Raw genomic sequence first — 22,696 nt, forward strand, 5'->3', positions numbered from 1 at the left:
CGCGAGCCGCGTCGGTCCCGGTCGTCCGCGCGCCCGGTGGAGGCGACCAGCCGGAGGGGAGGCGGTTGACGCGGAGCTCGACGACGTCGCTCACGTATCGGCCGCCCTTGACGTCGCCCGGCCACGACCAGGCAGGGGCGGTCCAGGCGCTCGCCGTCCCCGCTGACGGCGAGCAGAACGTCTCTGTTGCCCAAGTCCGGGGAGATTTTGCCGTAGGCGGGCGCGGCGGCATTTGTGTCGGTGATCGGGGTGGTGGCGGATCCTCTGGTTCGTTCCACGGGACCGTCGGGTCCCGTGGAACGAACCAGGAGGCGTTCAGCTGCGGGTGCTGTAGGAGTGCGCCCCGGTGCCGGCGAGCTTGCCGCCGTCGACGATCAGGTACTCGTCGCGGACCGGGCGACCGGCGAAGTAGGACTCCAGGATCTCCCTGGTCCCGGCCGCGTACCGCGTCTGGGCCGACAGCGAGGAGCCGGAGATGTGGGGGGTCATGCCGTGGTGGGGCATGGTGCGCCACGGGTGGTCGGCCGGGGCCGGCTGCGGGTACCAGACGTCGCCGGCGTACCCGGCGAGCTGCCCGGTCTCCAGCGCGCGCACGATGGCATCGCGGTCGACGATCAGGCCGCGGGCGGTGTTGATGATGTACGCGCCGCGTCGCATGGTGGCGAGCAGCTTGTCGTCGAACAGGTTCTGCGTCTCCGGGTGCAGCGGCGCGTTGATCGTCACGACGTCCAGGTGCGGCACCATCTCCTGCGTGGAGGCATGGAACGTGAGGCCCAGCTCCTGCTCGACCTGCTCCGGTAGGCGGTGCCGGTCGGTGTAGTGCAGGTGCACGTCGAAGGGCTTGAGCCGGCGCAGCACGGCCAGCCCGATGCGCCCGGCCGCCACGGTGCCGATGTGCATGCCCTCGACGTCGTAGGAGCGCGCGACGGCGTCGGCGATGTTCCAGCCGCCGTCGAGCACGATCTGGTGGGCCGGTAGGTAGTTGCGGACCATCGAGAGGATCATCATCACGACGTGCTCGGCGACGCTGATGCTGTTGCAGAAAGTCACCTCGGCCACAGTGACTCCGGCCTTTATCGCGGCGTCGAGGTCGACGTGGTCGGATCCGATTCCCGCGGTGACGGCGAGCTTCAGGTTCGGGGCCTTCGCGATCCGCTCCGCCGTGAGGTAGGCGGGCCAGAACGGCTGCGATATGACGATCTCGGCGTCGGCGAGGTGGCGGTCGAACTCGGAGTCCGGTCCTTCCTTGTCGGACGTGACGACCAGCTCGTGGCCCTGGCTCTCCAGGAACTTCCGCAGGCCCAGCTCGCCGGAGACGCTGCCGAGCAGCTCACCGGGAGTGAAGTCGATAGCCAACGGGGTGGGCAGCGTCTGGCCGCCCGGGTAGCCGTTCAGCTCGGGCAGGCTGTCGCGGGCGTAGGTCGGGGGGTAGCCGGTCACCGGGTCGTCGTACAGGACGCACAGCACCTTCGCCATCGTCTTCTCCTCAGATATTTCGCGCCGATTTGTCACTTGGACCCTCCTCGCCTCAGGAACGTCTGACAACAGCGGACCTGACGGTTCTGCGTATGCGGTGATTCGTCCTGTCAATCACCCTGGCGCGGGCCGCCGGGTCGCCGCCGGCGGGGCGACCGCATGCCGGGCAGCTCCGCTGTAGCGAATCGAACGAGCACATCAGGACGCAGATGCGGGACAGTCCTGTCCCAGGCGCCTATGCTCAGGACATGCCGGGCGACATCCAGATCAGCCAGCTCGAGTACGTGGCCGCGCTGGCCCGCGAGCGGCATTTCGGGCGCGCTGCGGCCACCTGTCACGTCAGTCAGTCGGCCTTGTCGGAAGCTATTCGCAAGCTGGAGGCAGAACTCGGCGACACAATTGTCGAACGCGACCACCGATTCGGCGGATTCACCGCGGAAGGCGGCCGGGTGGTCGAATGGGCACACCCATCCTGTCCAAGCGCGACGCTCTGCGCGCCGACCTGATCCGCATGCACGAGGGGCTCACTGCCACTCTCCGTATCGGCGTGATCCCTACCGCCATGCCCGTCACCGCGCTGCTCGCCGGGGCCTTCCAGACGCGCAACCCGCTGGCCCGGGTGCAGGTCGAGATGGCGTCGTCGCGGGAGATCCTGCACCGGCTCGCCGAGTTCGATCTTGACGCGGGCGTCGCCTACCTCGACGGGGAGGCGCTCACCGGCGTCAACGGCCGCGAGTCTTGCCCCTGGTCCTCGCCGCATGTGGGGGACCGGACAGCCGGGAACGGGCTGAGGCCGGCGACGCGGTCGTCCGCGTCGTCACACCGTTCACCGTCCGGAGTCTGGCAGCGGGACGGGGTGCGGCTGGCCGCCACGATGCTGACCTATGGATCCCACCCGACACACAAACAACCTATGTGGTCACCGCACCTGGACCAGCTGAAGAGTGACCGTGCGGGAGGCGTCGACACCTGACCCGAGCGCGATGTCCGCCGTGCTCTCGCCCGCCTCGCCGGCGATGCTGACGCGTACCGTGACGTCCTGCTCGTCCGGGCTCGCCACGTGGACCAAGGGCCGCGGCCCGCTCTCGTCGAGCAGCATCAGGCACGGCCGGTCGACGGCGAGCGTTCGTCCGGCGCCGAGGGCCAGCGTGCCGGCTGCGTGGAACACCGCGGCCGTCCGCCGGTGATCCGGCTCGGCGACGGCCTGGACGGCACCGTCGTTGCGCAGGACCGTCACCGGCGGGTCCGCCGCGTAGGTGGCCACCGCCGCGGTGTCCCGGGCCGGGACGACGACGTAGGCGTAGTCCGCGCCGGCCGGCCGAACGCCGTGCTCGATGACGAGGGTGAAGGCCTCGTGCGTCTCCCCGGTCTCGCCGTCGCTGTAGGAGCCCGACTGCTCCCGGCGGGTAACCCGGACGGCGGCCGCGCCGGCCCCCGGGACGGCCGGGAACACGTAGCCCACCCGGTCGTTGTACGCCCACCGAGCCCCGGCCCGCCGCCGGTCGGCACCGCGGGCACCGGCACCCCGTCCAGGCTCGCGTCCGGTGCGCCCACCGCCTGGTTCACCGTGGTGACCACCGGTTCCGCCGCAGCCGAGGTGATGCCGGCGCCCAGCGCGACCATCGCGGAGTCGACGTGGAAGTAGGCCTGCTTCGCTGTCGTGGCGGCCCGGTCGAGCGTCTGGACCAGCACGCTGCGGGTTCCGTCGGAGGCTCCTCCGGTGAAGCTGCCGGCGTTGGTGATCGCCGGTGTATCGGGCTGCCGGGCCAGGGGAGCGGTGGTGCCAGGGTGACGCAGCCAGTCGAACGCCGGCCCCAGGCCGGCGTACTCGTGGTTGCCGACGTGGATCGCCGTCGTGCCGCTGGCGCTCCAGAACATCTCGTTGCCGACGCGGCGCCGGTAGATCGAGCGGTACTCACCGCCCTTGCTGCGCGACGAGTTCAACCGGGTCATGATCGCGTAGTCGTCGGTGATGTGCGACGAGAACTCGCCGCGCCAGAAGTACCGGTCGCCGGTGACGCCGTTGCCGGCCCGGCGGCCGGCGATGTTGTCGTGCAGCGCCGTGTACGCCGCCGCGTTCGCCGGGTCGGCCCGGGCGAGCTGCTCGAGCGGGCGGAGGAGGTCCGCCGCGACGGAGGTCACGCCCTGGGCGGTCGGCGGCTTCTTGTAGAGGGTGACCGTCAGGCCGAAGTTCCCGCGCAGCATCCAGCGGGTGCCGTCCAGGACGAGGAAGGCGACGGCGTCGAGCGCCTCGCGGCCGAACGCGAACGGGGTGTCACGCACGGCGTCGGCCCACGTGGCGACGTTCTGCACGAGCGACACCCCGTAGAACTCGTTGTAGAGCATCCGCCCGTGCACCCACAGGGTGCCGTCGGGCTGCACGGCCTCGGCGACGGCGGCGCTGTCATCGACGGCCACGGTCGCGGCCAGGGTGGCGAGCCCGGCGGCCAGGGTGGCGGTGTCGCGCGCGGAGACCGCCCGGGTGAGCAGGTTCCCCGTTCGCCACGACCCGTTGGCCCCGACCGGATCTGCCGTGCCCACGTTGTGCCGAAGCCCCACGGCCAGCGCCTCCGGCGGGAGGACATCGCCCACGAGGACGGTGACGCGGCCCATCGCCAGTGAGGTGCCGATCTCGTTCTCCCACCAGTTGTCCGACTCCGGCCGGACCCGGTCCCAGTGCCGCAATGCGCGGTCGAGGGCGGTGAGCAGATCGGCACGGCCGGAGCCCGGGTTGTTCGGGCCGCGGTACGCCTGGGCCATGGCGATCATGCGGTAGAGCGCCAGGTACGGCTGCCACAGTGCGGTGTTCGCCGAGCTGGTGCGGTCGCCGTAGTCGACGTCGGCCCACCCGCCCTCGTCGCCGAGGGTCTGCGCGTAGACCACGCCCTCGGAGGTCCGGGCCGGCTCGATCAGGGTCGCCAGCCGGAACGCGTCGCCCTGGCCGAGATACTGCCGGCGGAGCCGACCCACCACGACGTCGAGATCGCCGGAGCCCTCGGCCGGATCCCGAGCCGGGTTCCCGGGCCGTGCTGCTCGGCACCGCTGAGCCATGCCCACCCCCGCTTTGGCGTCGCGGCGCACCCGTCCGAGCCGGGACGGGGCCGCATCGACACACTACGGGAAGCGCTTACCGAAATATCCGCCAACCCGTTGACTTAACTACATCAAGTTGATTAATTTCGGCCTCCCGACGCGTCCACGCGTCGCCAGGACCGAAGAGGTTTACGTGATCCGACACCGTCGTCGAGCGCGTCCGAGCAACTGCGCACTCCCGCGCGCTGCCGGTACGCGCGGTCCCGTTCCCCGACCCCTGCCCTTCCCGGCGTCGCCCGGCCGGAAGCCGTTCTCCGCGCCCCGTTCGCGGCCGGGGGCGTGCTGCCCATGACGACACTCAGACCGGCGACGGAGCTGTCGAACCGAGCCTCGTCGGAGGTTCCCGCCCCCCGCACCCGTCGTGCGACGCGCAACAGGGTGCTCTTCTGGTTCGCCCTGCCGGGCGCCACGCTCCTCTTCGTCTTCCACTACATCCCGTTGCTGGGCAACGTCATCGCCTTCCAGGCCTACCAGCCGTTCATCGGGATCCTGCACAGCCCGTGGAGCGGGCTGGACAACTTCGCCTTCCTGTTCACCGGCGACCAGGCGTTCCTGCACGCGGTGGTCAACACGCTGGAGCTCACGCTCATCCAGGTCGTGTTCGTGTTCCCCGCGCCGATCGTGCTGGCGCTCGCCCTGCACAGCCTGGTGGGCGAGCGAGTCAAGCAGGTGATCCAGAACATCCTCTACCTGCCGCATTTCCTCTCGTGGGTCGTGGTCGTCGCAGTCTTCCAGCAGATGCTGGGCAACACCGGCCTGGTCAACGTCTTCCTGCGGGCCCAGGAGCTCGGTACCTGGAGCATCATCGGCAACCCGGACCTCTTCCAGTTGGTGCTGACCTCGCAGGTGATGTGGAAGGACACCGGCTGGGGCACGATCTTGTTCCTCGCCGCGCTCTCGCGGGTGGACCACGACCTCTACGAGGCGGCGGCCATCGACGGCGCGAGCCGCTGGCGCCAGATCTGGCACGTCACGCTGCCGGCGCTGCGTGGCCTGGTGATCCTGCTGCTCATCCTCCGGCTCGGTGACGCACTCAGCGTCGGCTTCGAGCAGATCATCCTGCAGCAGACCGGGCTGGATCGCAGCGTCACCGAGGTGCTCGACACCTACGTCTACAACCAGGGGCTCGTGGCCGGGCAATGGGGCGTGAGTGCCGCAGTCGGCCTGGTCAAGGGCATGGTCGGGGTGATCCTCGTGCTCGGGGCCAACAAGCTCGCTCACCTGCTCGGCGAGGAAGGTGTGTACCGGAGATGACCACCCTGCTCAGGACCTCTCCCGCCCCACGGCGGCGAACCTACAGCGCCATCCCGGGCCAGACGCCGGGCTCGCCTCCGTGGCGGGTGCTCAAGAGCATCCTGCTGCTCATCTGCGTGCTGCTGGTCGTCCTCCCCTTCGTGGCGATCATCTCCACCTCGTTCGCCGATGCGGCGCAGGTCAACCGCACCGGCGGGTTCGTCTTCTGGCCCGAGAACCCGACGCTGGAGTCCTACCGCGCCATCCTCGGCGGCGGCATTGTGAGCCAGGCCCTGCTGGTCAGCATCGGCGTGACGGTGGTCGGGACAGCGCTAAGCCTGGCCTCGTCGATCACGCTCGCCTACGGCCTGAGCCGGCCGGAGGCGTACGGCCAGCGGCCGATCCTGCTCATGCTGCTGTTCTCGATGCTGTTCGTGCCCGGGGTGATCCCCAGCTTCCTGCTGGTGCAGCAGCTCGGGTTGATCAACACCTACTGGGCGCTGATCCTGCCCACGATGGTCAATGCGTTCAACGTGATCGTGCTGCGGTCGTTCTTCACCAGCCTGCCGCGTGAGCTGATCGACGCCGCCCGCATCGACGGGGCGAGCGAATGGCGCATCCTCACTCGGATCGTGTTGCCGCTGTCGAAGGCCTCGGTCGCGGTCATCGGGCTCTTCTACGCGGTGGGTTACTGGAACGCCTTCTTCAACGCGATGGTCTACATCAACGAGTCGTCGATGTGGCCGTTGCAGTTGGTGCTGCGCACCTACGTCGTCAATAACGCCGCCATCGGGGCGGGGGCGGCCGCGGCCGATCCCGGGGTCCCGCTGCCGCCGTCGCAGGCGCTCCAGTCGGCGATCCTCGTGCTGTCGATCCTGCCGATCGTGATCCTGTATCCGTTTCTTCAGCGCCACATGACCCGCGGGGTCATGCTCGGCGCCGTCAAGGGCTGAGGGGAGGTCCTGATGGACATGCGACTTTCCCGGCGGAGCGTGCTGCACGCCGGTCTGGGCATCGCGGCGGGAGCCGCGCTCGGGGGCTCGTTGACCGCGTGCGGCGACGGTGGCGCCGGTGTTCTGCCACCGGCGGCGGGACGCACCGTGCTGCCGGACTACGTGCCGTACACGGCAGTGACACCGGACTTCCCCGGCACCGAGCAGGGCGTCCTCAACGGCTTCTACCACTATCCCGCCACCCCGGTGCGGGCCTTCCCCGACGGACCTCCCGCCGAGGGCGACCCGTTCCGTTTCATGACGATCATCTACAACCCGGTGCCGCCGCCGGTCTCGCGCAACCGGCTGTGGCAGGAGCTCAACGCCTACCTGGGGGCCGACCTCCAGTTGGAGATCGTGCCGAGCACGGACTACGTGACGAAGTTCTCGCTCACGATCGCGGGTGGCGATCTGCCGGACGGGATGCTGGTGCGGCCCGAGGCGCCGCAGAAGCCGGGTCTCCTCAGCGCCCTGTGCGAGGACCTCACCCCGTACCTCTCGGGGTCGGCGGTGCGCCGCTACCCCTACCTGGCCAACCTGCCGACGATGTCTTGGCGCAACTGCGTCTTGAACGGCCGGATCTACGGGGTACCGATGCCGCGGCTCAACAGCGGGTCCGCGATGTTCTACCGGGCCGACTTCCTGGCGGCCCGCTCGCTCAACCCGGAGCCGGCGAACTTCGCCGAGTTCCTCCAGCTGTGCCGGGACCTCACCGATCCCAGCCAGACCAGGTACGCCTGCGGGGACCCGCTGACCACCTTCTACTTCGTGATGGAGATGCTCGGCTCGCCGAAGGACTGGCGGGAGGAGAACGGCCGGTTCACCTGGTACCTGGAGGACACCGACCGGGTCCGGCAGGGGCTCGACGCCATGCGGCAGCTCGTGCGGGCCGGCGTCATGCACCCGGACGGCTTCTCGACGACGGGAAGGTTCAAGGACTGGTTCGGCAACGGGCAGATCGCGATCAACTACGACGGCGCGACCGCCTGGAACGACTACTACCGCTCGTACCGGAGCGCCTCGCCCGACCTGCGGGTCGGGGCGATGGTGGCCCCGGGCTTCGACGGCGGGCCGGGTGTGCACTGGGCCGGTCCTTCCAGCTTCTCGATGTTCTCGCTGAAGAAGGCAGCGCCCGCGCGCATCGAGCAGCTCCTGCGGGCGCTCGACGCGCTCGCCACACCCTTCGGTACGGACGGCTACCTACTGCGCAAGTTCGGGGTCCCGGGCCACGACTTCGACTTCCGCGAATCCGACCCGATCCTCAACCGCACCGGCACCACGGAGAACACCCTGCCCGCGATGTTTGCGACGGACGCGCCGCAGGTCCTCTACTACCCCGACGACCCGTCCGTGGTGCCCGAGCAGTACGCCTGGCAGCAGAAGGCCGTCTCCGTCCTGATCAGCGACGCCGCCGAGGGCCTCTACTCGGCGGCCGACGCGGCCCGCGGCGGGCCGAACCGGGACCTGATGTTCCAGACGCTCCGCAGCTACATGCAGGAGCGGAACACCTGGGACGACGTGCTCGCCGGGATCAACCGCTGGCGCACCGTCGTCGGTGACCAGAGCCGGGTGGAGTACGAGCAGGCGTGGCAGCAGTGGGCGGTGTGAGCGTAGGGCCGGTGGGACCGGCGGTGGCGCAGGCGACCGGGCCACGGATGCCGTGGGAACGTACGGCCGACCGGATGCTGCTGGCCCTGCGCCGGTATGCGACGGACGGCAACGCGCAGATCCGGCTGCCCGGGGTGGCCAGCCACAACGGGGTGTGGAGCGACGGGCTGGAGGGTTTCGCGCGGTCGTTCCTGCTCGCGGCGTTCCGGCTCGCCGGGGCGGGCGGGGCCGACCCCCACGGGTTCGCCGGCTGGTACGCGAGCGGTCTCAGCGCGGGCGTCGACCCGGCCTCGCCCGAGCGGTGGCCGACGTTCGCCGAGAGCAGCCAGGCGCGGGTCGAGGCCGCCTCGGTGGCGATCGCGCTGCACGAGACCCGGCCGTGGATCTGGGACCGGCTGCCGGCCAGGACGCAGGAGCAGTTGCTGTCCTGGTTCGCACCGATGGTCGGCAACGTGATGCCGCCCAACAACTGGATCTGGTTCCAGGCCGTCACCGAGGCGTTCGCGCGCGGTGCAGGCGGCGACTGGCGGCAGGACGACCTCGACCGGACCATCGCCCTCACCGAGGACTGGTACGCGGCTGCGGGCTGGTACTCCGACGGGCTGGCGGCCGGCTACGGCCATGCGGCGGGCGGGCACCGGCGCAACTTCGACCACTACAACGGCTGGGCGATGCACCTGTACCCCCTGTGGTACTGCCGCATCGCCGGGCAGGCGGCCGAGTCAGGGCTGCTGGACCGCTACCGGGAGCGGCTGCGCCGGTTCCTGGCCGACCAGCGCGTCCTGGTCGGGGCGAACGGCTCGCCACTGATCCAGGGGCGGTCGCTGACCTACCGGTTCGCCGCGCTCGCCCCGGTATGGGCAGGCGCGCTCTTCGACGCCACCCCGCTGGGTCCCGGCGAGACCCGCGCGCTCGCCGCGCGCACCCTCGACCACTTCCTGGCCCATGGGGCACTCGACGACGAAGGGCTGCTGAGCCTCGGCTGGCACCGGCCCTTCCGCGGCCTGCTGCAGGGCTACTCGGGGCCGGCCTCCCCGTACTGGGCGAGCAAGGGCTTCATCGGGCTGCTGCTCCCACCGGAGCACCCGGTGTGGACGGCTCCCGAGGAGCCCCTCGCCGTGGAGCGCGGGGACGTCGCGCGCACTCTCGTGGCGCCTGGCTGGCTGGTGTCCGCGACCGCGGCGGACGGCGTCGTGCGCGTGGTCAACCACGGCTCGGACCACACCGACCCGGCCGCCCTGCACTCGGACGACCCCAGTTACGCCCGCCTGACCTACTCGACCCATGCCGCCCCGGACATGCCGGAGGACCCGGCGGGCGGCCCGGTGGACGGCACGGCGACGCTGGTCGACGCGGACGGCCGGGCCGCGCACCGCCGCCCGCTGCGCCGGCTGGCCGTCGCGGGCGCGACCGGGGTCTCCCGCAGCCGGGCGCACTGGCCCGACGAGGAGCGCTGGGACGCCTTCGGGGGCCCGCGTACCGGATACCGCCTCGGCCCGTGGATCACCGTCGGCTCGGTGCTGCGCGGCGCGATCGAGATCCGGGCCGTGCGCGTGGACCCGGCGACCACCGGGGACGACCCTGGCGAGCTGCGGCTGCGGCTCGGTGGCTGGGCGCTGCCGGTGACCGGGCCGGACGCCGCCACTACAGACGCCGCCACGACCGCGACCGTGACCGGCAGCAACGGCGTGTGCTCCGCCGTGGTCGCGCTGCACGGCTTCGACCGGGCTGGCGTCCACCACGCCACCGACGCCAACCCCCTGGGCGCGCGGTCGGCCACACCCGTGCTGTGGCGCGACGGCCCAGTGGCCCCCGGCGCCGTACACGTGGCCGCTGTGCATCTCGGCGGCGCCGAGCTCGTTCGCGCCGAGCTCCCCGGCGTCGCCGTCACTGCCGACGGTTCCGCCGCCGTGATCCGCGTGACCTGGCCCGGTGGCACCCACGATGTCCTGACCCTCCCCGCCCCCGACGAGAGCGACGAGGCCTCCCTTGCCTCGTCCGACCGGAAGGACCCCACGCGTGCATGACGACCGCCGGATCATCGAGACCCGGATCACCAAGGTGCTCAACCGGGTCGTGCGGCCGGCGCTGTACGGCGACGCACGGCCGCTGACCCTGACGATCTGGCGGGTGCCGGACGAGCCGGTCCCGGTCGCCGAGGCGATGGCAGCCGACTACGAACCGTTCGAGCCGGGCACCGGCTGGGGCCGGCCATGGTCCACCGCATGGCTGCGCGCCACCGCGACGATCCCCGTGGAGTGGGCGGGCCGGCGCGTCGAGGCCGTCTTCGACCTCGGGTTCGACCCGAGCCGCGGACCGGGGGGACAGGCCGAGGGGCTCGTGCACGACGCGAACGGTGTGCCGCTTCAGGGCCTGCATCCGCACAGCCGCAGCGCGTTGCTCACCACTGCCGCGGACGGCGGCGAGCCGGTGGATCTGCTGGTAGAGCTGGCCGCGAACCCGAACATCGTCGGCAGCCAGGGCTACCACACGGAGATGGGGTCGCGCGACACGGCCGGGGACGCCGACCTCTACGTGCTGCGCACCGCCGAGATCGCGGTGCGCGAGGAGGCCGTGTGGCACCTGGTGCACGACATGGACGTGCTCGACCAGCTCATGCGGGAGTTGCCGGCCGACTCCACCAGGCGGCACGAGATCCTGCGCGCGCTCGGGCGCGCCGTCGAGGCGATCGACCCGCGGGACGTGGCCGGCACCGCCCAGGACGCCCGCGACGCGCTCACCGGAGTGCTGTCCCGCCCGGCGTCCGCGTCGGCGCACACGATCACCGCCGTCGGCCACGCGCACATCGACTCGGCGTGGCTGTGGCCGGTCCGCGAGACCGTCCGCAAGTGCGCGCGCACCTTCACCAACATGACCACGCTGGCGCACGAGTACCCCGAGCTCGTCTTCGCCTGCTCGTCCGCGCAGCAGTACGAGTGGATCCGCGACCGGTACCCGGAGGTGTTCGGCCGCATCCGCAAGGCCGTCGAGGCCGGTAACTGGGCTCCGGTCGGGGGCATGTGGGTGGAGGCCGACGGCAACCTGCCCGGCGGCGAGGCGCTGGCCCGGCAGCTGGTGTACGGACGGCGGTTCTTCGCCGAGGAGTTCGGCATCGAGCAGGACGGGGTCTGGCTGCCCGACTCCTTCGGTTACACCGCCGCCTACCCTCAACTGGCCCGGCTCGCCGGGGCTCGGTGGTTCCTCACCCAGAAGCTGTCGTGGAACGAGACGAACCGGCTGCCGCACCACACCTTCCAGTGGGAGGGCATCGACGGCTCGCGCATCTTCACCCATTTCCCGCCCGTCGACACCTACAACGCCGAGATGACGGGGCGCGAGCTCGCCCACGCCGAGGCGAACTTCGCCGACAAGGGTGTGGCGACGCGGTCCCTGGCACCGTTCGGCTTCGGTGACGGCGGCGGCGGGCCCACGCGCTCGATGATGGAGCGCGCCCGCCGGCTGGCTGACCTGGAGGGCTCGCCGCGGGTGCGCGTCGAGGCGCCGTCGGCGTTCTTCGCCGCGGCGCAGGAGGAGTACCCCTCGCCGCCGGTCTGGTCCGGCGAGCTGTACCTGGAGAACCACCGCGGCACCTACACCAGCCAGGCGCGCACCAAGCGGGGCAACCGCCGCAGCGAGGCGCTGTTGCGCGAGGCGGAGCTATGGGCCGCGACCGCGGCCGTGCGGGCCGGGGCGGAGTACCCGTACGAGCGGATCGAGGCCGTGTGGCGGCGTGTGCTGCTCAACCAGTTCCACGACATCCTGCCCGGCTCCTCGATCGCCTGGGTGCACCAGGAGGCCGAGCAGATCTACGGCGAGGTCCGGACCGAGCTCGAGTCGATCATCGACGAAGCGCTCGGCCACCTGCCCGGTCCGGACGGGGCCGTCGTCAACGCCGGCCCGTTCCCGCGCCGCGAGGTCACCGTCCTGCCCGCCGGGTCCGGCGCGCCGGACGACGGCCAGGTCCTGTCCGACGGGCGGCATGCGGTGCTGGTGGAAGCGCCTGCACTGGGCATCGGCCGGGGGACGACCGGAACACCCGAGCCGGTGCGGGTGACCACCGATGGCGACGACGTCGTGCTGGACAACGGCCTGGTCCGGATCCGCATCGACGCCGACGGCCTCGTCCGCTCCGCCGTGGACCTTGCGGCGGGGCGCGAGGGCATCGCTCCGGGCGCCCGCGGCAACCTGCTGCAGCTGCACCCGGACGACCCCAACCTGTGGAGCGCCTGGAACATCGACCACTACTACCGCAACACCGTGCGCGACGTGACTCACGCGGAGTCGGTGACCGTCGTGGAGAACGGGCCGCTGCTGGCGTCCGTGCGCGTCGAGCGCGCCTTCGGTGACTCGCGGGTCGTGCAGCACCTCGAGCTCACCGCCGGGAGCCGCCGCCTCACGGTGCGGACCGACATCGACTGGCAGGAGCGCGACACCGTGCTCAAGGCCGCGTGGCCGCTGGACGTGCATGCCGAGCACGAGTCGGCCGAGATCCAGTTCGGGCACGTCCGTCGCCCCACGCATGCCAACACCAGCTGGGACGCGGCCCGGTTCGAGCGCTGGACCCACCGCTGGGTGCACATCGGGGACAGCCGGTGGGGTGCTGCCTTGCTCAACGACTCCACCTACGGCTACGACGTGCGCCGCGAGGCTCGCGAGGGCGGCGGCAGCACGACGACGCTGCGACTGTCGCTGCTCCGCTCACCGCACAGCCCGGATCCGCAGGCAGACCGCGGCCGCCACGCCTTCACCTACGCCCTGCTCCTGGGCGCCGGGGTCGGCGACGCCGTCGAGGGCGGGTACGCCCTGAACCTCCCGCTGCGGGCCGCCGCGGCCGCGGCCGAGCCGCTGGTGTCGGTCGACGGTCCCGACATCGTGGTGGAGTCGGTGAAGCTCGCCGACGACCGGAGTGGGGACGTCGTGGTCCGCCTCTACGAGGGGACGGGTGGGGTGGGCGCGGCGACGATGCGCACCGCGTTCCCGCTGGCGGGCGCCACGGACGCGGACCTGCTGGAGGAAGGTGGGTCCGAGCTGCCCGTCGGCACGGACGGGGCGTCGGTGCGTTTCGCGATGCGGCCGTTCCAGATCCGGACCCTGCGGCTGCGGCGCCGATGACGCCGCACGTCCCGACGGCGCCGACCGCGCTGATCCTGGCGGGCCACGGCCGGTACGCGGACCCCTGGCACGACACCGCGGCGATCGCGCTGTGCCTCGCACGGGCGGTCGAGCGGGCAGGCCTGCGCGCAGAGGTGCGCGGGACGTCCCCGCACGCCCTGGAGGAGGTCGCCCCGGACGTCGCGCTGCTGATCGTCACCGCCGGCCGCGGTCGCCGCGACCCGGACGTCGACGGCGACGACGCCGACTGGGCGCCGTTCCACGAGCGGCTCACCGCGCTCATCGCGGCCGGGACGCCGGTGCTGGCGCTGCACCAGGCGGCCAACACCTTCGCCGACAACCCCGAGTGGGCCACGCTGCTCGGCGGACGATGGGTGCCGGGCACGTCGATGCACCCTCCGATCGGCCCGGCCGTCTTCGACATCGCCGACCGTGATCATCCGGTCACCGGCGGCCTGACCCGCATCGAGGTCTTCGACGAGCGGTACTGCCACCTCGCACTCGCACCCGGGTCACGCGTGCTTCCCACGGCGCGCCACGACGGCGTGGACCACCCCGTGGCTTGGGTGGCAGCAGGCCCGCAGCGCGTAATTTACGACGGCACCGGGCACGATGTCCGCGCCTACGCCTCCCCGGACCGCGACCTCCTGCTGCAGCGGGAGCTGCGCTGGCTGACCTCCGGCGGCGGGGAGGCGACGTCCTTGTCCCGGCCCGCCACGTGAAAGGCGTCCATTCGATGACCCACCCGACCACCCGGCCCGCGGCGCTGCTGGTGATGGACGAGCCGACCTTCCAGGTCCAGTTCCGGGCCGAGGAGCTCGACCGGCTCGCCCGCCTGGTCCGCCTGGTGGCCCCTGGCCCGGTGCACGAGCTCGACAGCGGTCCCGCGCGGGCCCGGCTTGCCGAGGCCGATGTGCTGGTCACCTCGTGGGGCGTTCCGGCACTGACCGACGAGCGCCTCGCAGCCGCGCCCCGGCTGCGTGCGGTCCTGCACGCCGCAGGCAGCGTGCGCGAGCTGGTGAGCGACGGCGGGGTCTGGCGCCGCGGCATCGTGGTGAGCAGCGCGGCCGGCGAGAACGCGGTGGCGGTCGCGGAGTACGCCTTCGCAGCGATCGTCATGGCCGGCAAGAAGGCACCGTTCCTGGCGACCGACACACACCACGGGCACGTCTCGCGCTACCTCCGCACCAGGCTGTCCAACCGGGGCCGGACCATCGGAGTGATCGGCTTCTCCCGCACAGGCCGGCGCCTGCTGGAGCTGCTGCGGATGCTGGAGACCGCCGAGATCCTGGTCAGCGACCCCTACGCCGATCCGGCCGCCGTCGTGGCGGCCGGTGGCCGGCTCGTCCCGCTCGACGAACTGCTCTCCCGCGCCGAGATCCTGTCGCTGCACGCCCCGGCCCTGCCCGGGGCCCCGCACCTCCTCGGCGCCCGGGAGCTGGAAATGCTCCCGGCCGGCGCCACGCTGATCAACACCGCCCGCGGCGCGCTCGTCGACCACGACGCACTGCTGGCGCAGTGCCGTAGTGGCCGTCTGGACGCCGTCCTCGACGTCACCGACCCCGAGCCGCTGCCCCCGGACTCCCCAATGCTCGGGCTGCCCAACGTGATGGTCACCCCGCACATCGCCGGCTCCCTGGGCGAGGAGACCAGACGCATGAGCGCTCACGCGATCGACGAGCTCGAGCGCTGGTGCGCCGGCAAGCCGCTGGCCGCTTCGGTATCGGCCTCCTCGACGGCGATCAGCGCCTGATCCCGAATCCGGATACAGCGGCCCGGGGGCGACCCGTCAGGTGTGGGTTCGGTGTGTGGAGTGGCACCCACGCCCCGCCCGGGTCACGGCAGCAGCACGATCTTGCCGCGGGTGCGCCGCCGCATGGGCTCCCGGTCGCGGACTGGGCCGTTCCCTCGGCCTTGACACCGGTCCGCGCCGCACCGGCGAAGTCGATGATGGTGTTGATCCGGTCCGACACCGTCGCCGTAGGTCACGGCGACGACGCCGTGGTCGGCCAGCCAGGGATGGTTGGACTCGCTCGCCAGGCTTGCGGCGGTGGTGGCTCGGTTCAAGAAGTGACCACGCCATCAGAGTTAATCTCTGTGACTCTCAGGTTTACATTCCCCTGCGAGCAGGGTATCGAGCACGACATCCAGGACCTGGTCGAGGGTGCTGTGTTCTCGTTCCCCAATGCAGGACTCTCGGAGTTCCGAGATCGTACGGTGCTACCAAAAGAATAGTTCCCGAGACTGTGAGGCGTCGATGACGGAAGTTGCCCAGCAGGCGATCCGGGATGCTGCACTCCGTGCGGCATCGATGTATCCCGGCCCTGTCGGTGAACTCATCTGCAGGGAGTTGATGAGCTGGGTGGGAATAGGGCATCTACTCGGTGGCGACAAGCTCATCATGCAACTGACGGACCACATCAATGGCCAGGGAGCTGAGTGAGCTAACACCGAAAAGAAAAGAGCCCCCTCCGAAGAGGGGGGCTCTTAGGGCGGTCAGCAGATGACGGCGCTTCAGGTGACGGGCCTTGAGCGCGCCGTGTTCGGTGATCTCGGCGCGGACGAGATTCTCGGGTGGCTGGGACCGCTGCGGCGAACCGAGCGCTTATTCGGCCGGCTGGTGGCGACCTTGTCGGCCGCGATCCTCGCGATTACCCATTGCGGGTTCGGCCCGGCGAACCCGGGGTACGGCCCGCCCGTGTACTTGTGCGACAGCTCATCGACAGCATGCCGTCCGGGTCGTCCTCGATGGACGCGGTGCCCTGCACCTGGACGTTCTCATACGGGTTGGCAGCATCGAAGATCGCCACGGCCGCCCGTGGGTCCCGGTTCAAGTTGGCGGTCTTGCGGCGGCTCTTGGGCAGCGCGAACAAGATGTCATCTCCGTCGCGCTTTACCCTGACCACTGTCGAATGCGGCTTGCCGTCCGGTTCGAGTGGGTCGTCCAGCTCGCCGGCGACGAGCTCCCACGTTGCCGAGCGCGTTCGGCAGGGGAGCAGACGACTGCGTTGAGGTGCTCGACGTGGTCGCGCACCCACAGTCCGGCCGCGGGCGCGTCGCGGCGGGCCCGTCACCGCCGCCCAGATCGTGGTGAGTTTCTCCCATCCTGGTCGGTGCCGCAGCGATGCCGCGTTCGCGGCGCTGTCGGGTACCTGCCCGCTCGAGGCCAGCAGCGGCCGCACGGTGCGAGCCTGCCGGTCAGGCACACTGCGAGCACTGGGCGATGCGGCTGCCCGAGCACCGCGGCGGCGGCGCTGTCGAATGCCGCAAGATTCACTCCTTCCCGGGCAAACGGGCTCTTCGACTTTAGGCGGGCACCGTCGGTTTCCTCGCTGACAATCGGCGGGTCTGCCGGGTGCAGTGCAACCGTACTCGGCGGCGGTAGTTGTCCCGGTTCCGGAACCCGCAGGCAGCCCGTTTCACCTGCTTGATCAACCGGTTGGTGCCCTCGGTTCGGGCGTTGGTGATCCCGGTGGTCAGGAACACCTCGATCGCGGGCCACCAGGTCTCGACCGTCTCGGCCAGGGTGGTCAGCTCAGGGATGTCGGCCTCGGCGCACCAGCGGTAGAACGCCCACAGTCGGCGCCCGATGTCCTCGCGGTGCCCGCCGCGGGCGGCGGTGGCGCAGAGCGCGCGTAGTTCCTCCTTCGCGATCCACGCGGACAGGATCTGACCGGACGGGTCGTGATCGACGCAGCCGTTCCACATCCGCGCCAACGCCGCCTGCGAGAGCCGCTCCCGGCCGCGCAGCAGCAGCCGGCGGTTCGCCCACGCCGGATCGGCCTTGCCGCCGCGGCGGCCCAGCAGATCGCGGGTCACGCGCTGGCGAACCGCTGTCACGGCCTTGTTCGCGAGCATGATCAGATGGAAGTGGTCCACCGCGATCCGCGCCCCGGGCAGGGCCGCCCGGACGGCGGCGGCGTAGCCGGCGTGCGGGTCGATCACCACCACGTCGATACCGGTCCGGAACGCCTGGGCCCGCGCGGCCAGCCAGGCCTGCACCGCGGCGCTGGTCCGGCCATCCACCTGCCCCAACAGAGCCTGGTCACCGGTGATGTCGACGAACCCGGTCTCCCACGGATCCGAGCGACACCAGCGGATCCGGCCGTCGTCATGGTGCCCGTCAGGCAGCCAGCGGGGACGCCCGAACCGGGTCTCGTCCATGCCCAGCACCGTCGTCGGTTCCGGCTCGACGAGCTCTGCCACCGCATGCACGACGACCGCACGCTGCACCGTCGGCCACGACACCCCGTGCGCCGCTGCGACCTCGGCCTGGTCCCGCCCGTCCTCGACCGCCACCGCAAGCGCCGCGCGCAGCCTGCTCGTCGTGCGCATCCCCGCCGGAACCTGGCCGACAGCCTCGGTGAACGACGCACGTGGGCAGGCATCGGTGCGACACCGCCAGCGCCGCTTGCGCCACTGGACCGCGACCGGCCCGCCACCGCAGGGCAGGTTGTGCGGGCGGGTCAGCACCCACTCCTTGCCCGACGTCGACACCGACCGACACTCCGGACACCGCGCCGCGTCCGGATCGTCGGTGACCAGTTGCACGACCCTGACCCCGAGCCCGGTGCGCACGACACGCTCCACCGCCAGACCCTCGAGTCCCAACAAGCACGACGCATCATCGCTACGGTCAACCACGGCCCGTGGTTCTCCTCTCGCTGCTCCAGAACACAGCGAGGATCAAGGAGCCACGGGCCGCCCACGTTCAGGCGCAGTCCATCCGTCACGAACGTCCTGCCCCGCGACAGTCCCCGTACCTGCCGGTCAACCGGCTTGTGGACGGCACCGTCCACGACTGGTGACCCTCCCAGCTCAGCGGCCCCGCGGTGGGGCCGTGGAGTCCCGGACGACGAGGTTCGTGGCCAGCTCGACATGCTGCGCGGCGATGGGCTCGCCGCGGTCGAGCTGCAGCACGGTGCGCAGCGCGGTGCGGCCGATCTGCCGCAGCGGCTGGGCGACCGAGGTGAGCCGGGGGATCGTGTTCTCGACCATCGGCGTGCCGTCGAAACCCACCACGCTCAGGTCGGCGGGCACGTCGATCCCGAGCGCGTCCGCCTGCCGGACGACGCCTGTGGCGATGGCGTCGTTGCCGCAGAAGACCGCGGTGGGCGGGTCGGGAAGGGCGAGCAGCCGGCGGATGCCGTCGGCTCCGGTGGCCGGGTCGAAGCGGCCGGTGACGACCAGGTCGCGGTCGAAGTCGACGCCGAGCTCCACGAGCGCCGCCAGGTAGCCGCTCTGCCGGGCGCGGTTGCATTCCACCTCATACGCACCGCCGATGTAGCCGACGCGCCGGTGCCCCAGCTCGAGGAGGTGCGCCGTCGCGGCCCGGCCGCCTGCCCAGTCCGTGGAGCACACGGTGGGGACGCCGTCGTGCGGCTTGCTCCGCGGGTCCACGAGCACCACCGAGATCCCGTTGACCCGGAAGACCGCCAACTGCTCGGTGCTCATGTCACTGGTGACGAGGACGAGTCGGCGGCGCCCGCCCTGGCGCAGCCGTCCGGCCCATTCCTCGACGTTGGCGTCCGACATGTCGGGGGTCATCGAGCTGATCACGATCTCGACCTGCTCCGCTGTGGCGCCGTCGATGATCCCGCGCATCACCTCGACCGCGTACTCCGACTCCAGCCCGGCGATCACCAGGTCGACGAGCGCCGGCCCGTCCCCGCCGGGTCGTCGCTCGTGCGGGGAGCGGTAGCCCAGGTCCTGCACGGCCTTCTGCACGCGCAGGCGGGTGCGGTCGGCGACGTCCGTCCGGCCGGAGAGCACCTTCGACGCCGTCGGGACCGAGACCCCGGCCCGCTGGGCGACCTGGGCCAAGGTGATCCTCTTTGCCGAGCCGTTCACGTGGGCGACCCTAACACCTGGAGCGAAATATTTTCTGGCCCGCATTTGGGTTCCGACCACTTGACCTCGTGGATCTCCGGGACGTAGCTTCGCCGCACGCCCGGAAAGTTGCCGAGAAATTTTCGGCATCCGGAGCGTCCCGGTCAGAGCAGATCGACAGGATGAACGGAGCGTCGATGGCGACACGGACGACTCGTGCCCGGCTGGCAGCGGTCGGGCTCCTCAGCGCGCTGGCCCTCGTCACCGCGGCATGCGGAGGCGCGATCGGCGAACGGGCCGGAGCCTCCGGCCAGGCGACCATGTGGGGCATCACGGGCGCCCCGATGCAGAACATCCTCGAGCAGTCGGTCGAGGACTGGAGCAGCGCCCACCCGGATCAGCAGATCGCGGTCGACTTCTTCGGGGCCGACGCCTACAAGTCGAAGGTGCGCACCGCGGTCGGTGCGGACGAGGGCCCGACCCTGATCTACGGCTGGGGCGGCGGTGGGCTGAAGGCCTACGTCGACGCGGGCAAGGTGCTCGACCTCACCCCCTACCTCGCCGACCGGCCGCAGTTGCGCGACCGCTACGCGGGTGCCGTCGCCGACAACGGCGTGATCGACGGCCGGACCTACGGGATCCCGAACAACGCCGGTGGCCCCGTGATGCTGTACTACAACAAGACCCTCTTCGCCGAGGCCGGTGTGGCCCCGCCCGCCACCTGGGGCGAGCTGATGGCGCTGGTCGGCGTGTTCGCCGAGCGTGGGGTCGCGCCCATCGCACTGGCCGGGCAGTCGCGCTGGACGAGCATGATGTGGCTGGAGTACCTCGTGGACCGCATCGGCGGCGCCGAGGTGTTCAAGTCGGTGCTGGCCGGCGAGCCGAACGCGTGGGCGCACCCGGCGATGCGCGATGCGCTGGTGAAGATCCAGGAGCTGGTTGCGGCGGGCGGTTTCGCCGAGGGCTTCTCCTCGATCGCGGCGGACAACAAGGCCGACCAGGCGCTGCTCCGCACCGGCCGGGCCGCGATGCTGCTGCAGCTGGGCGGGACCTATGCCGCCATCAAGAACGACGCCCCGGACTTCGTCGACCAGCTCGGCTACGTGCCGTTCCCGATCGTCGAGGGCGGCACCGGGGATCCGCGCAACCTCGTCGGCAACCCGGCGAACGTCTGGTCGATCTCCGCGCAGGCCACGCCCGAACAGCGGGATACGGCGCTGGACTACCTGACCGAGGCCGTGTTCGACAAGCCGTACGTCGACGCGTTCCTGCAGGCCGGCTCCGCCCCCGCGGTGGTCGGCATCCAGGACGAGCTGAACGGGCCCGGCACCACCGACTACATGCGCACGGTCTACGGGTGGACAACCGGCGCGCCGAACTACCAGCTGTCCTGGGACCAGGCGCTGGCCCCCGACCAGGCCGCCGCGCTGCTGACGAACCTGGAGCTGGTCTTCCTCCAGCAGCAGACCCCCGACCAGTTCATCGCCGCGATGAACGCGACGATCGGATGACGGCCGCCACTGCGGCCCGTCCCAGCGTGGCGCGGGTGGCGGCGCCCTCGGCCTGGTACGCCGCGCCTGCGGCGGCGTTCTTCCTCGTCTTCGCGGTCCTCCCGGTCGGCGCGCTCGTCGTGCTGAGCTTCACCTCGTGGGACGGGCTCAGCGCGATCGCGTTCGACGGCGGGGAGAGCTGGCGCAGCGTCCTGACCTCCGAGGTCACGCTGGCGGCGCTCGGCGTCACCGGGAAGATCATGCTCTTCAGCTTCCTCGTGCAGGCGCCGGCCAGCCTGCTGCTGGGTACGTTCACCGCGGGCAGGCAGCGCTATCGCGCGGTGCTGGCGGTGCTCTACTTCCTGCCACTGCTGCTGTCGTCGGCCGCCGTCGCACTCGCGTTCAAGGCGCTGCTCGACCCGAACTTCGGGATCGGCACGGCGAGCGGGCTCGACGTCCTGCGCCAGGACTGGCTGGGCAACAGTGACCTCGTGCTCTTCGTGGTGGTGTTCGTGATCGCCTGGCAGTTCGTCCCCTTCCACACGCTGATCTACCAGGGCGGGGTCCGGCAGATCCCGCGCTCGCTCTACGAGGCCGCCGAGATCGACGGTGCCGGGCGCGTCCGCCAGTTCTTCGCGATCACCCTGCCCCAGCTGAAGTACACGATCATCACCTCGTCCACGCTGATGGTGGTCGGCTCGCTCACCTACTTCGACCTGGTGTTCGTGCTCACCGCGGGCGGCCCGGGCTACGCCACCCGGCTGCTTCCGCTGCACATGTACCTGACCGGGTTCCAGGCCAACGAGATGGGCGCGGCCAGCGCCATCGGGGTGCTCCTGGTGCTGCTCGGCCTGGGGCTCGCGCTCGTCGTGCAACGCCTCGGAGGCCGCGACCGGGCGGCCAGTGAGATGGAGGGTGCCTGATGGCGGCAGTGATCGACCACTCCCGCGCGCCGGTGGAGCAGCCGAGGGTCCCGGTCGCGGGCCGCGCCCGACGCGCCCGCGGCGCCCGCCCGCGCCCCAACCTGCTCGGCGGGCTCGGCGGCTGGCTCTGGCTCGTGGTGATCGTCGTGCCGATCTACTACATCGTGATCGGCAGCTTCAAGAGCCAGACCGGGTACTTCGACTCGAACCCGCTGCTCCCGACGCCGGAGCCCACGCTCGAGAACTACGCCACCGTGCTCGACAACGGGTTCTTCCGCTACCTGGCCAACAGCGCTGTTGTCACCGCCGGGGCCGTCGTGCCCGCCGTGCTGCTGGCGTTCATGGCCGCCTACCCGATCGTCCGCTCCCGCAGCCGGGTCGCCGGGCTGGCGAACTCGATGTTCCTCATGGGCCTCGCCCTCCCGCTGCAGGCCACGATCGTGCCGATCTACCTGATCATCGGCGAGCTCGGGCTGTACGACACCCTGCTCGGCCTGGTCCTTCCCGCGATCGCGTTCGCCCTGCCCGTGACGGTGCTGATCCTGTCCAACTTCATGCGCGACATCCCGCGGGAGCTGTTCGAGTCGATGTACGTCGACGGGGCCACGAACTGGACGATCCTGTGGCGGCTGGTGCTCCCCATGACCCGTCCCGCGTTGACCACGGTCGCCATCTACAACGCCCTCGGCGTCTGGAACGGGTTCCTCTTCCCACTGATCCTCACCCAGAGCGACGAGCAGCGGGTGCTCCCGCTCTCGCTCTGGTCGTTCCAGGGCGAGTACAGCGTGAACGTCCCCGCGATCCTTGCCTCGGTTGTCCTCTCCACACTCCCGCTCGTCGTCGTTTATGTCATCGGCCGCCGCCAGCTCGTCAGCGGTCTGACCGCGGGTTTCAACCGGTGACGGGTCCCACGACGGATTCCGAAGACAGAAACGAAAGG

18 protein-coding genes and 2 pseudogenes are annotated in these 22,696 nt (G+C 71.0%); 13 read left to right on the top strand and 7 right to left on the bottom strand.

What is annotated here, in order from left to right:
• Positions 1 to 315: 315 nt before the first annotated feature.
• A complete protein-coding gene (locus tag ABD143_RS32695) occupies positions 316 to 1,476 on the bottom strand; it encodes an NAD-dependent formate dehydrogenase (RefSeq protein ID WP_343985680.1) in 1,161 nt (386 codons plus the stop codon).
• 248 nt (positions 1,477 to 1,724) lie between these two features.
• On the opposite strand from ABD143_RS32695, the gene ABD143_RS32700 reads away from it, so the two are divergent.
• Positions 1,725 to 1,982 carry a LysR family transcriptional regulator gene (locus ABD143_RS32700; RefSeq protein ID WP_343985684.1) on the top strand — a complete coding sequence of 86 codons (258 nt, stop codon included), beginning with the start codon at positions 1,725 to 1,727 and terminating at the stop codon, positions 1,980 to 1,982.
• The gene (locus ABD143_RS32705) at positions 1,934 to 2,449 is read left to right on the top strand and encodes a LysR substrate-binding domain-containing protein (protein WP_343985687.1); all 516 of its coding nucleotides are present in this window, start codon (positions 1,934 to 1,936) and stop codon (positions 2,447 to 2,449) included. The genes ABD143_RS32700 and ABD143_RS32705 overlap by 49 nt, the downstream gene beginning before the upstream one ends.
• Here ABD143_RS32705 and ABD143_RS32710 read toward each other — a convergent pair.
• From ABD143_RS32710 to ABD143_RS32715, 3 genes and pseudogenes are all read right to left on the bottom strand, one after another.
• Positions 2,396 to 2,740, bottom strand: coding sequence for a polysaccharide lyase beta-sandwich domain-containing protein (locus tag ABD143_RS32710; RefSeq protein WP_343985690.1), 345 nt, complete (start codon positions 2,738 to 2,740; stop codon positions 2,396 to 2,398). The genes ABD143_RS32705 and ABD143_RS32710 overlap by 54 nt on opposite strands.
• Positions 2,741 to 2,815: 75 nt before the next feature.
• Positions 2,816 to 2,938: pseudogene (locus ABD143_RS38390) on the bottom strand (hypothetical protein); the annotation flags it as partial.
• Positions 2,939 to 3,039: 101 nt separating this feature from the next.
• Positions 3,040 to 4,527: pseudogene (locus tag ABD143_RS32715) on the bottom strand (polysaccharide lyase family 8 super-sandwich domain-containing protein); the annotation flags it as partial.
• A 330-nt stretch (positions 4,528 to 4,857) separates the two neighbouring features.
• Between ABD143_RS32715 and ABD143_RS32720 the strand changes: the two are divergent.
• From ABD143_RS32720 to ABD143_RS32750, 7 genes are read left to right on the top strand one after another with little or no spacing between them, the layout of a single operon-like run.
• Positions 4,858 to 5,823, top strand: a complete 966-nt coding sequence (locus tag ABD143_RS32720) for an ABC transporter permease (RefSeq protein ID WP_343985695.1) — start codon at positions 4,858 to 4,860, stop codon at positions 5,821 to 5,823.
• Positions 5,820 to 6,755 carry a carbohydrate ABC transporter permease gene (locus ABD143_RS32725; RefSeq protein ID WP_343985698.1) on the top strand — a complete coding sequence of 312 codons (936 nt, stop codon included), beginning with the start codon at positions 5,820 to 5,822 and terminating at the stop codon, positions 6,753 to 6,755. The genes ABD143_RS32720 and ABD143_RS32725 overlap by 4 nt, the downstream gene beginning before the upstream one ends.
• Positions 6,756 to 6,767: 12 nt before the next feature.
• On the top strand, positions 6,768 to 8,402 hold the full coding sequence (locus tag ABD143_RS32730) for an ABC transporter substrate-binding protein (protein WP_343985700.1): 1,635 nt from the start codon (positions 6,768 to 6,770) through the stop codon (positions 8,400 to 8,402).
• Between the two features lie 11 nt (positions 8,403 to 8,413).
• On the top strand, positions 8,414 to 10,429 hold the full coding sequence (locus ABD143_RS32735) for a DUF2264 domain-containing protein (RefSeq protein ID WP_343985702.1): 2,016 nt from the start codon (positions 8,414 to 8,416) through the stop codon (positions 10,427 to 10,429).
• Positions 10,422 to 13,514: an alpha-mannosidase gene (locus ABD143_RS32740; protein ID WP_343985705.1), complete on the top strand. Its 3,093-nt coding sequence runs from the start codon at positions 10,422 to 10,424 to the stop codon at positions 13,512 to 13,514. The genes ABD143_RS32735 and ABD143_RS32740 overlap by 8 nt, the downstream gene beginning before the upstream one ends.
• Positions 13,511 to 14,236, top strand: coding sequence for a ThuA domain-containing protein (locus ABD143_RS32745; protein WP_343985708.1), 726 nt, complete (start codon positions 13,511 to 13,513; stop codon positions 14,234 to 14,236). The genes ABD143_RS32740 and ABD143_RS32745 overlap by 4 nt, the downstream gene beginning before the upstream one ends.
• Before the next feature lie 14 nt (positions 14,237 to 14,250).
• On the top strand, positions 14,251 to 15,267 hold the full coding sequence (locus ABD143_RS32750) for a hydroxyacid dehydrogenase (protein ID WP_343985710.1): 1,017 nt from the start codon (positions 14,251 to 14,253) through the stop codon (positions 15,265 to 15,267).
• An 898-nt stretch (positions 15,268 to 16,165) separates the two neighbouring features.
• On the opposite strand, the gene ABD143_RS32755 is transcribed toward ABD143_RS32750, so the two are convergent.
• Positions 16,166 to 16,696, bottom strand: coding sequence for a pyridoxamine 5'-phosphate oxidase family protein (locus ABD143_RS32755; RefSeq protein WP_379659972.1), 531 nt, complete (start codon positions 16,694 to 16,696; stop codon positions 16,166 to 16,168).
• On the opposite strand from ABD143_RS32755, the gene ABD143_RS38395 reads away from it, so the two are divergent.
• Positions 16,605 to 16,850, top strand: a complete 246-nt coding sequence (locus tag ABD143_RS38395) for a hypothetical protein (RefSeq protein WP_379659973.1) — start codon at positions 16,605 to 16,607, stop codon at positions 16,848 to 16,850. The genes ABD143_RS32755 and ABD143_RS38395 overlap by 92 nt on opposite strands.
• Here ABD143_RS38395 and ABD143_RS32765 read toward each other — a convergent pair.
• Both ABD143_RS32765 and ABD143_RS32770 read right to left on the bottom strand, forming a co-directional pair.
• Complete coding sequence (locus ABD143_RS32765) at positions 16,821 to 18,104, bottom strand: ISL3 family transposase (protein WP_343985713.1); 1,284 nt, start codon at positions 18,102 to 18,104, stop codon at positions 16,821 to 16,823. The genes ABD143_RS38395 and ABD143_RS32765 overlap by 30 nt on opposite strands.
• Before the next feature lie 228 nt (positions 18,105 to 18,332).
• Positions 18,333 to 19,364, bottom strand: a complete 1,032-nt coding sequence (locus ABD143_RS32770) for a LacI family DNA-binding transcriptional regulator (RefSeq protein WP_343985716.1) — start codon at positions 19,362 to 19,364, stop codon at positions 18,333 to 18,335.
• Positions 19,365 to 19,540: 176 nt separating this feature from the next.
• On the opposite strand from ABD143_RS32770, the gene ABD143_RS32775 reads away from it, so the two are divergent.
• Genes ABD143_RS32775 through ABD143_RS32785 form a run of 3 tightly spaced genes read left to right on the top strand, consistent with a single transcriptional unit; the run spans position 19,541 to position 22,658 of the window.
• The gene (locus ABD143_RS32775) at positions 19,541 to 20,854 is read left to right on the top strand and encodes an extracellular solute-binding protein (protein ID WP_343985719.1); all 1,314 of its coding nucleotides are present in this window, start codon (positions 19,541 to 19,543) and stop codon (positions 20,852 to 20,854) included.
• On the top strand, positions 20,851 to 21,756 hold the full coding sequence (locus ABD143_RS32780; RefSeq protein WP_343985722.1) for a carbohydrate ABC transporter permease: 906 nt from the start codon (positions 20,851 to 20,853) through the stop codon (positions 21,754 to 21,756). The genes ABD143_RS32775 and ABD143_RS32780 overlap by 4 nt, the downstream gene beginning before the upstream one ends.
• Complete coding sequence (locus ABD143_RS32785) at positions 21,756 to 22,658, top strand: carbohydrate ABC transporter permease (protein ID WP_343985724.1); 903 nt, start codon at positions 21,756 to 21,758, stop codon at positions 22,656 to 22,658. Before ABD143_RS32780 ends, ABD143_RS32785 begins: the two co-directional genes overlap by 1 nt.
• Positions 22,659 to 22,696: the final 38 nt, after the last annotated feature.

The organism is Pseudonocardia aurantiaca (assembly GCF_039526725.1).
In the GTDB taxonomy this organism is placed as follows: Bacteria; Actinomycetota; Actinomycetes; order Mycobacteriales; family Pseudonocardiaceae; genus Pseudonocardia; species Pseudonocardia aurantiaca.

Excerpts from the sequence above, each read along its gene's own strand:
- ABD143_RS32695 (WP_343985680.1), bottom strand. The coding sequence starts at position 1,476 with ATGGCGAAGGTGCTGTGCGTCCTGTACGACGACCCGGTGACCGGCTAC.
- ABD143_RS32700 (WP_343985684.1), top strand. The coding sequence starts at position 1,725 with ATGCCGGGCGACATCCAGATCAGCCAGCTCGAGTACGTGGCCGCGCTG.
- ABD143_RS32705 (WP_343985687.1), top strand. The coding sequence starts at position 1,934 with ATGGGCACACCCATCCTGTCCAAGCGCGACGCTCTGCGCGCCGACCTG.
- ABD143_RS32720 (WP_343985695.1), top strand. The coding sequence starts at position 4,858 with ATGACGACACTCAGACCGGCGACGGAGCTGTCGAACCGAGCCTCGTCG.
- ABD143_RS32725 (WP_343985698.1), top strand. The coding sequence starts at position 5,820 with ATGACCACCCTGCTCAGGACCTCTCCCGCCCCACGGCGGCGAACCTAC.
- ABD143_RS32730 (WP_343985700.1), top strand. The coding sequence starts at position 6,768 with ATGGACATGCGACTTTCCCGGCGGAGCGTGCTGCACGCCGGTCTGGGC.
- ABD143_RS32745 (WP_343985708.1), top strand. The coding sequence starts at position 13,511 with ATGACGCCGCACGTCCCGACGGCGCCGACCGCGCTGATCCTGGCGGGC.
- ABD143_RS32750 (WP_343985710.1), top strand. The coding sequence starts at position 14,251 with ATGACCCACCCGACCACCCGGCCCGCGGCGCTGCTGGTGATGGACGAG.
- ABD143_RS32775 (WP_343985719.1), top strand. The coding sequence starts at position 19,541 with ATGGCGACACGGACGACTCGTGCCCGGCTGGCAGCGGTCGGGCTCCTC.
- ABD143_RS32780 (WP_343985722.1), top strand. The coding sequence starts at position 20,851 with ATGACGGCCGCCACTGCGGCCCGTCCCAGCGTGGCGCGGGTGGCGGCG.
- ABD143_RS32785 (WP_343985724.1), top strand. The coding sequence starts at position 21,756 with ATGGCGGCAGTGATCGACCACTCCCGCGCGCCGGTGGAGCAGCCGAGG.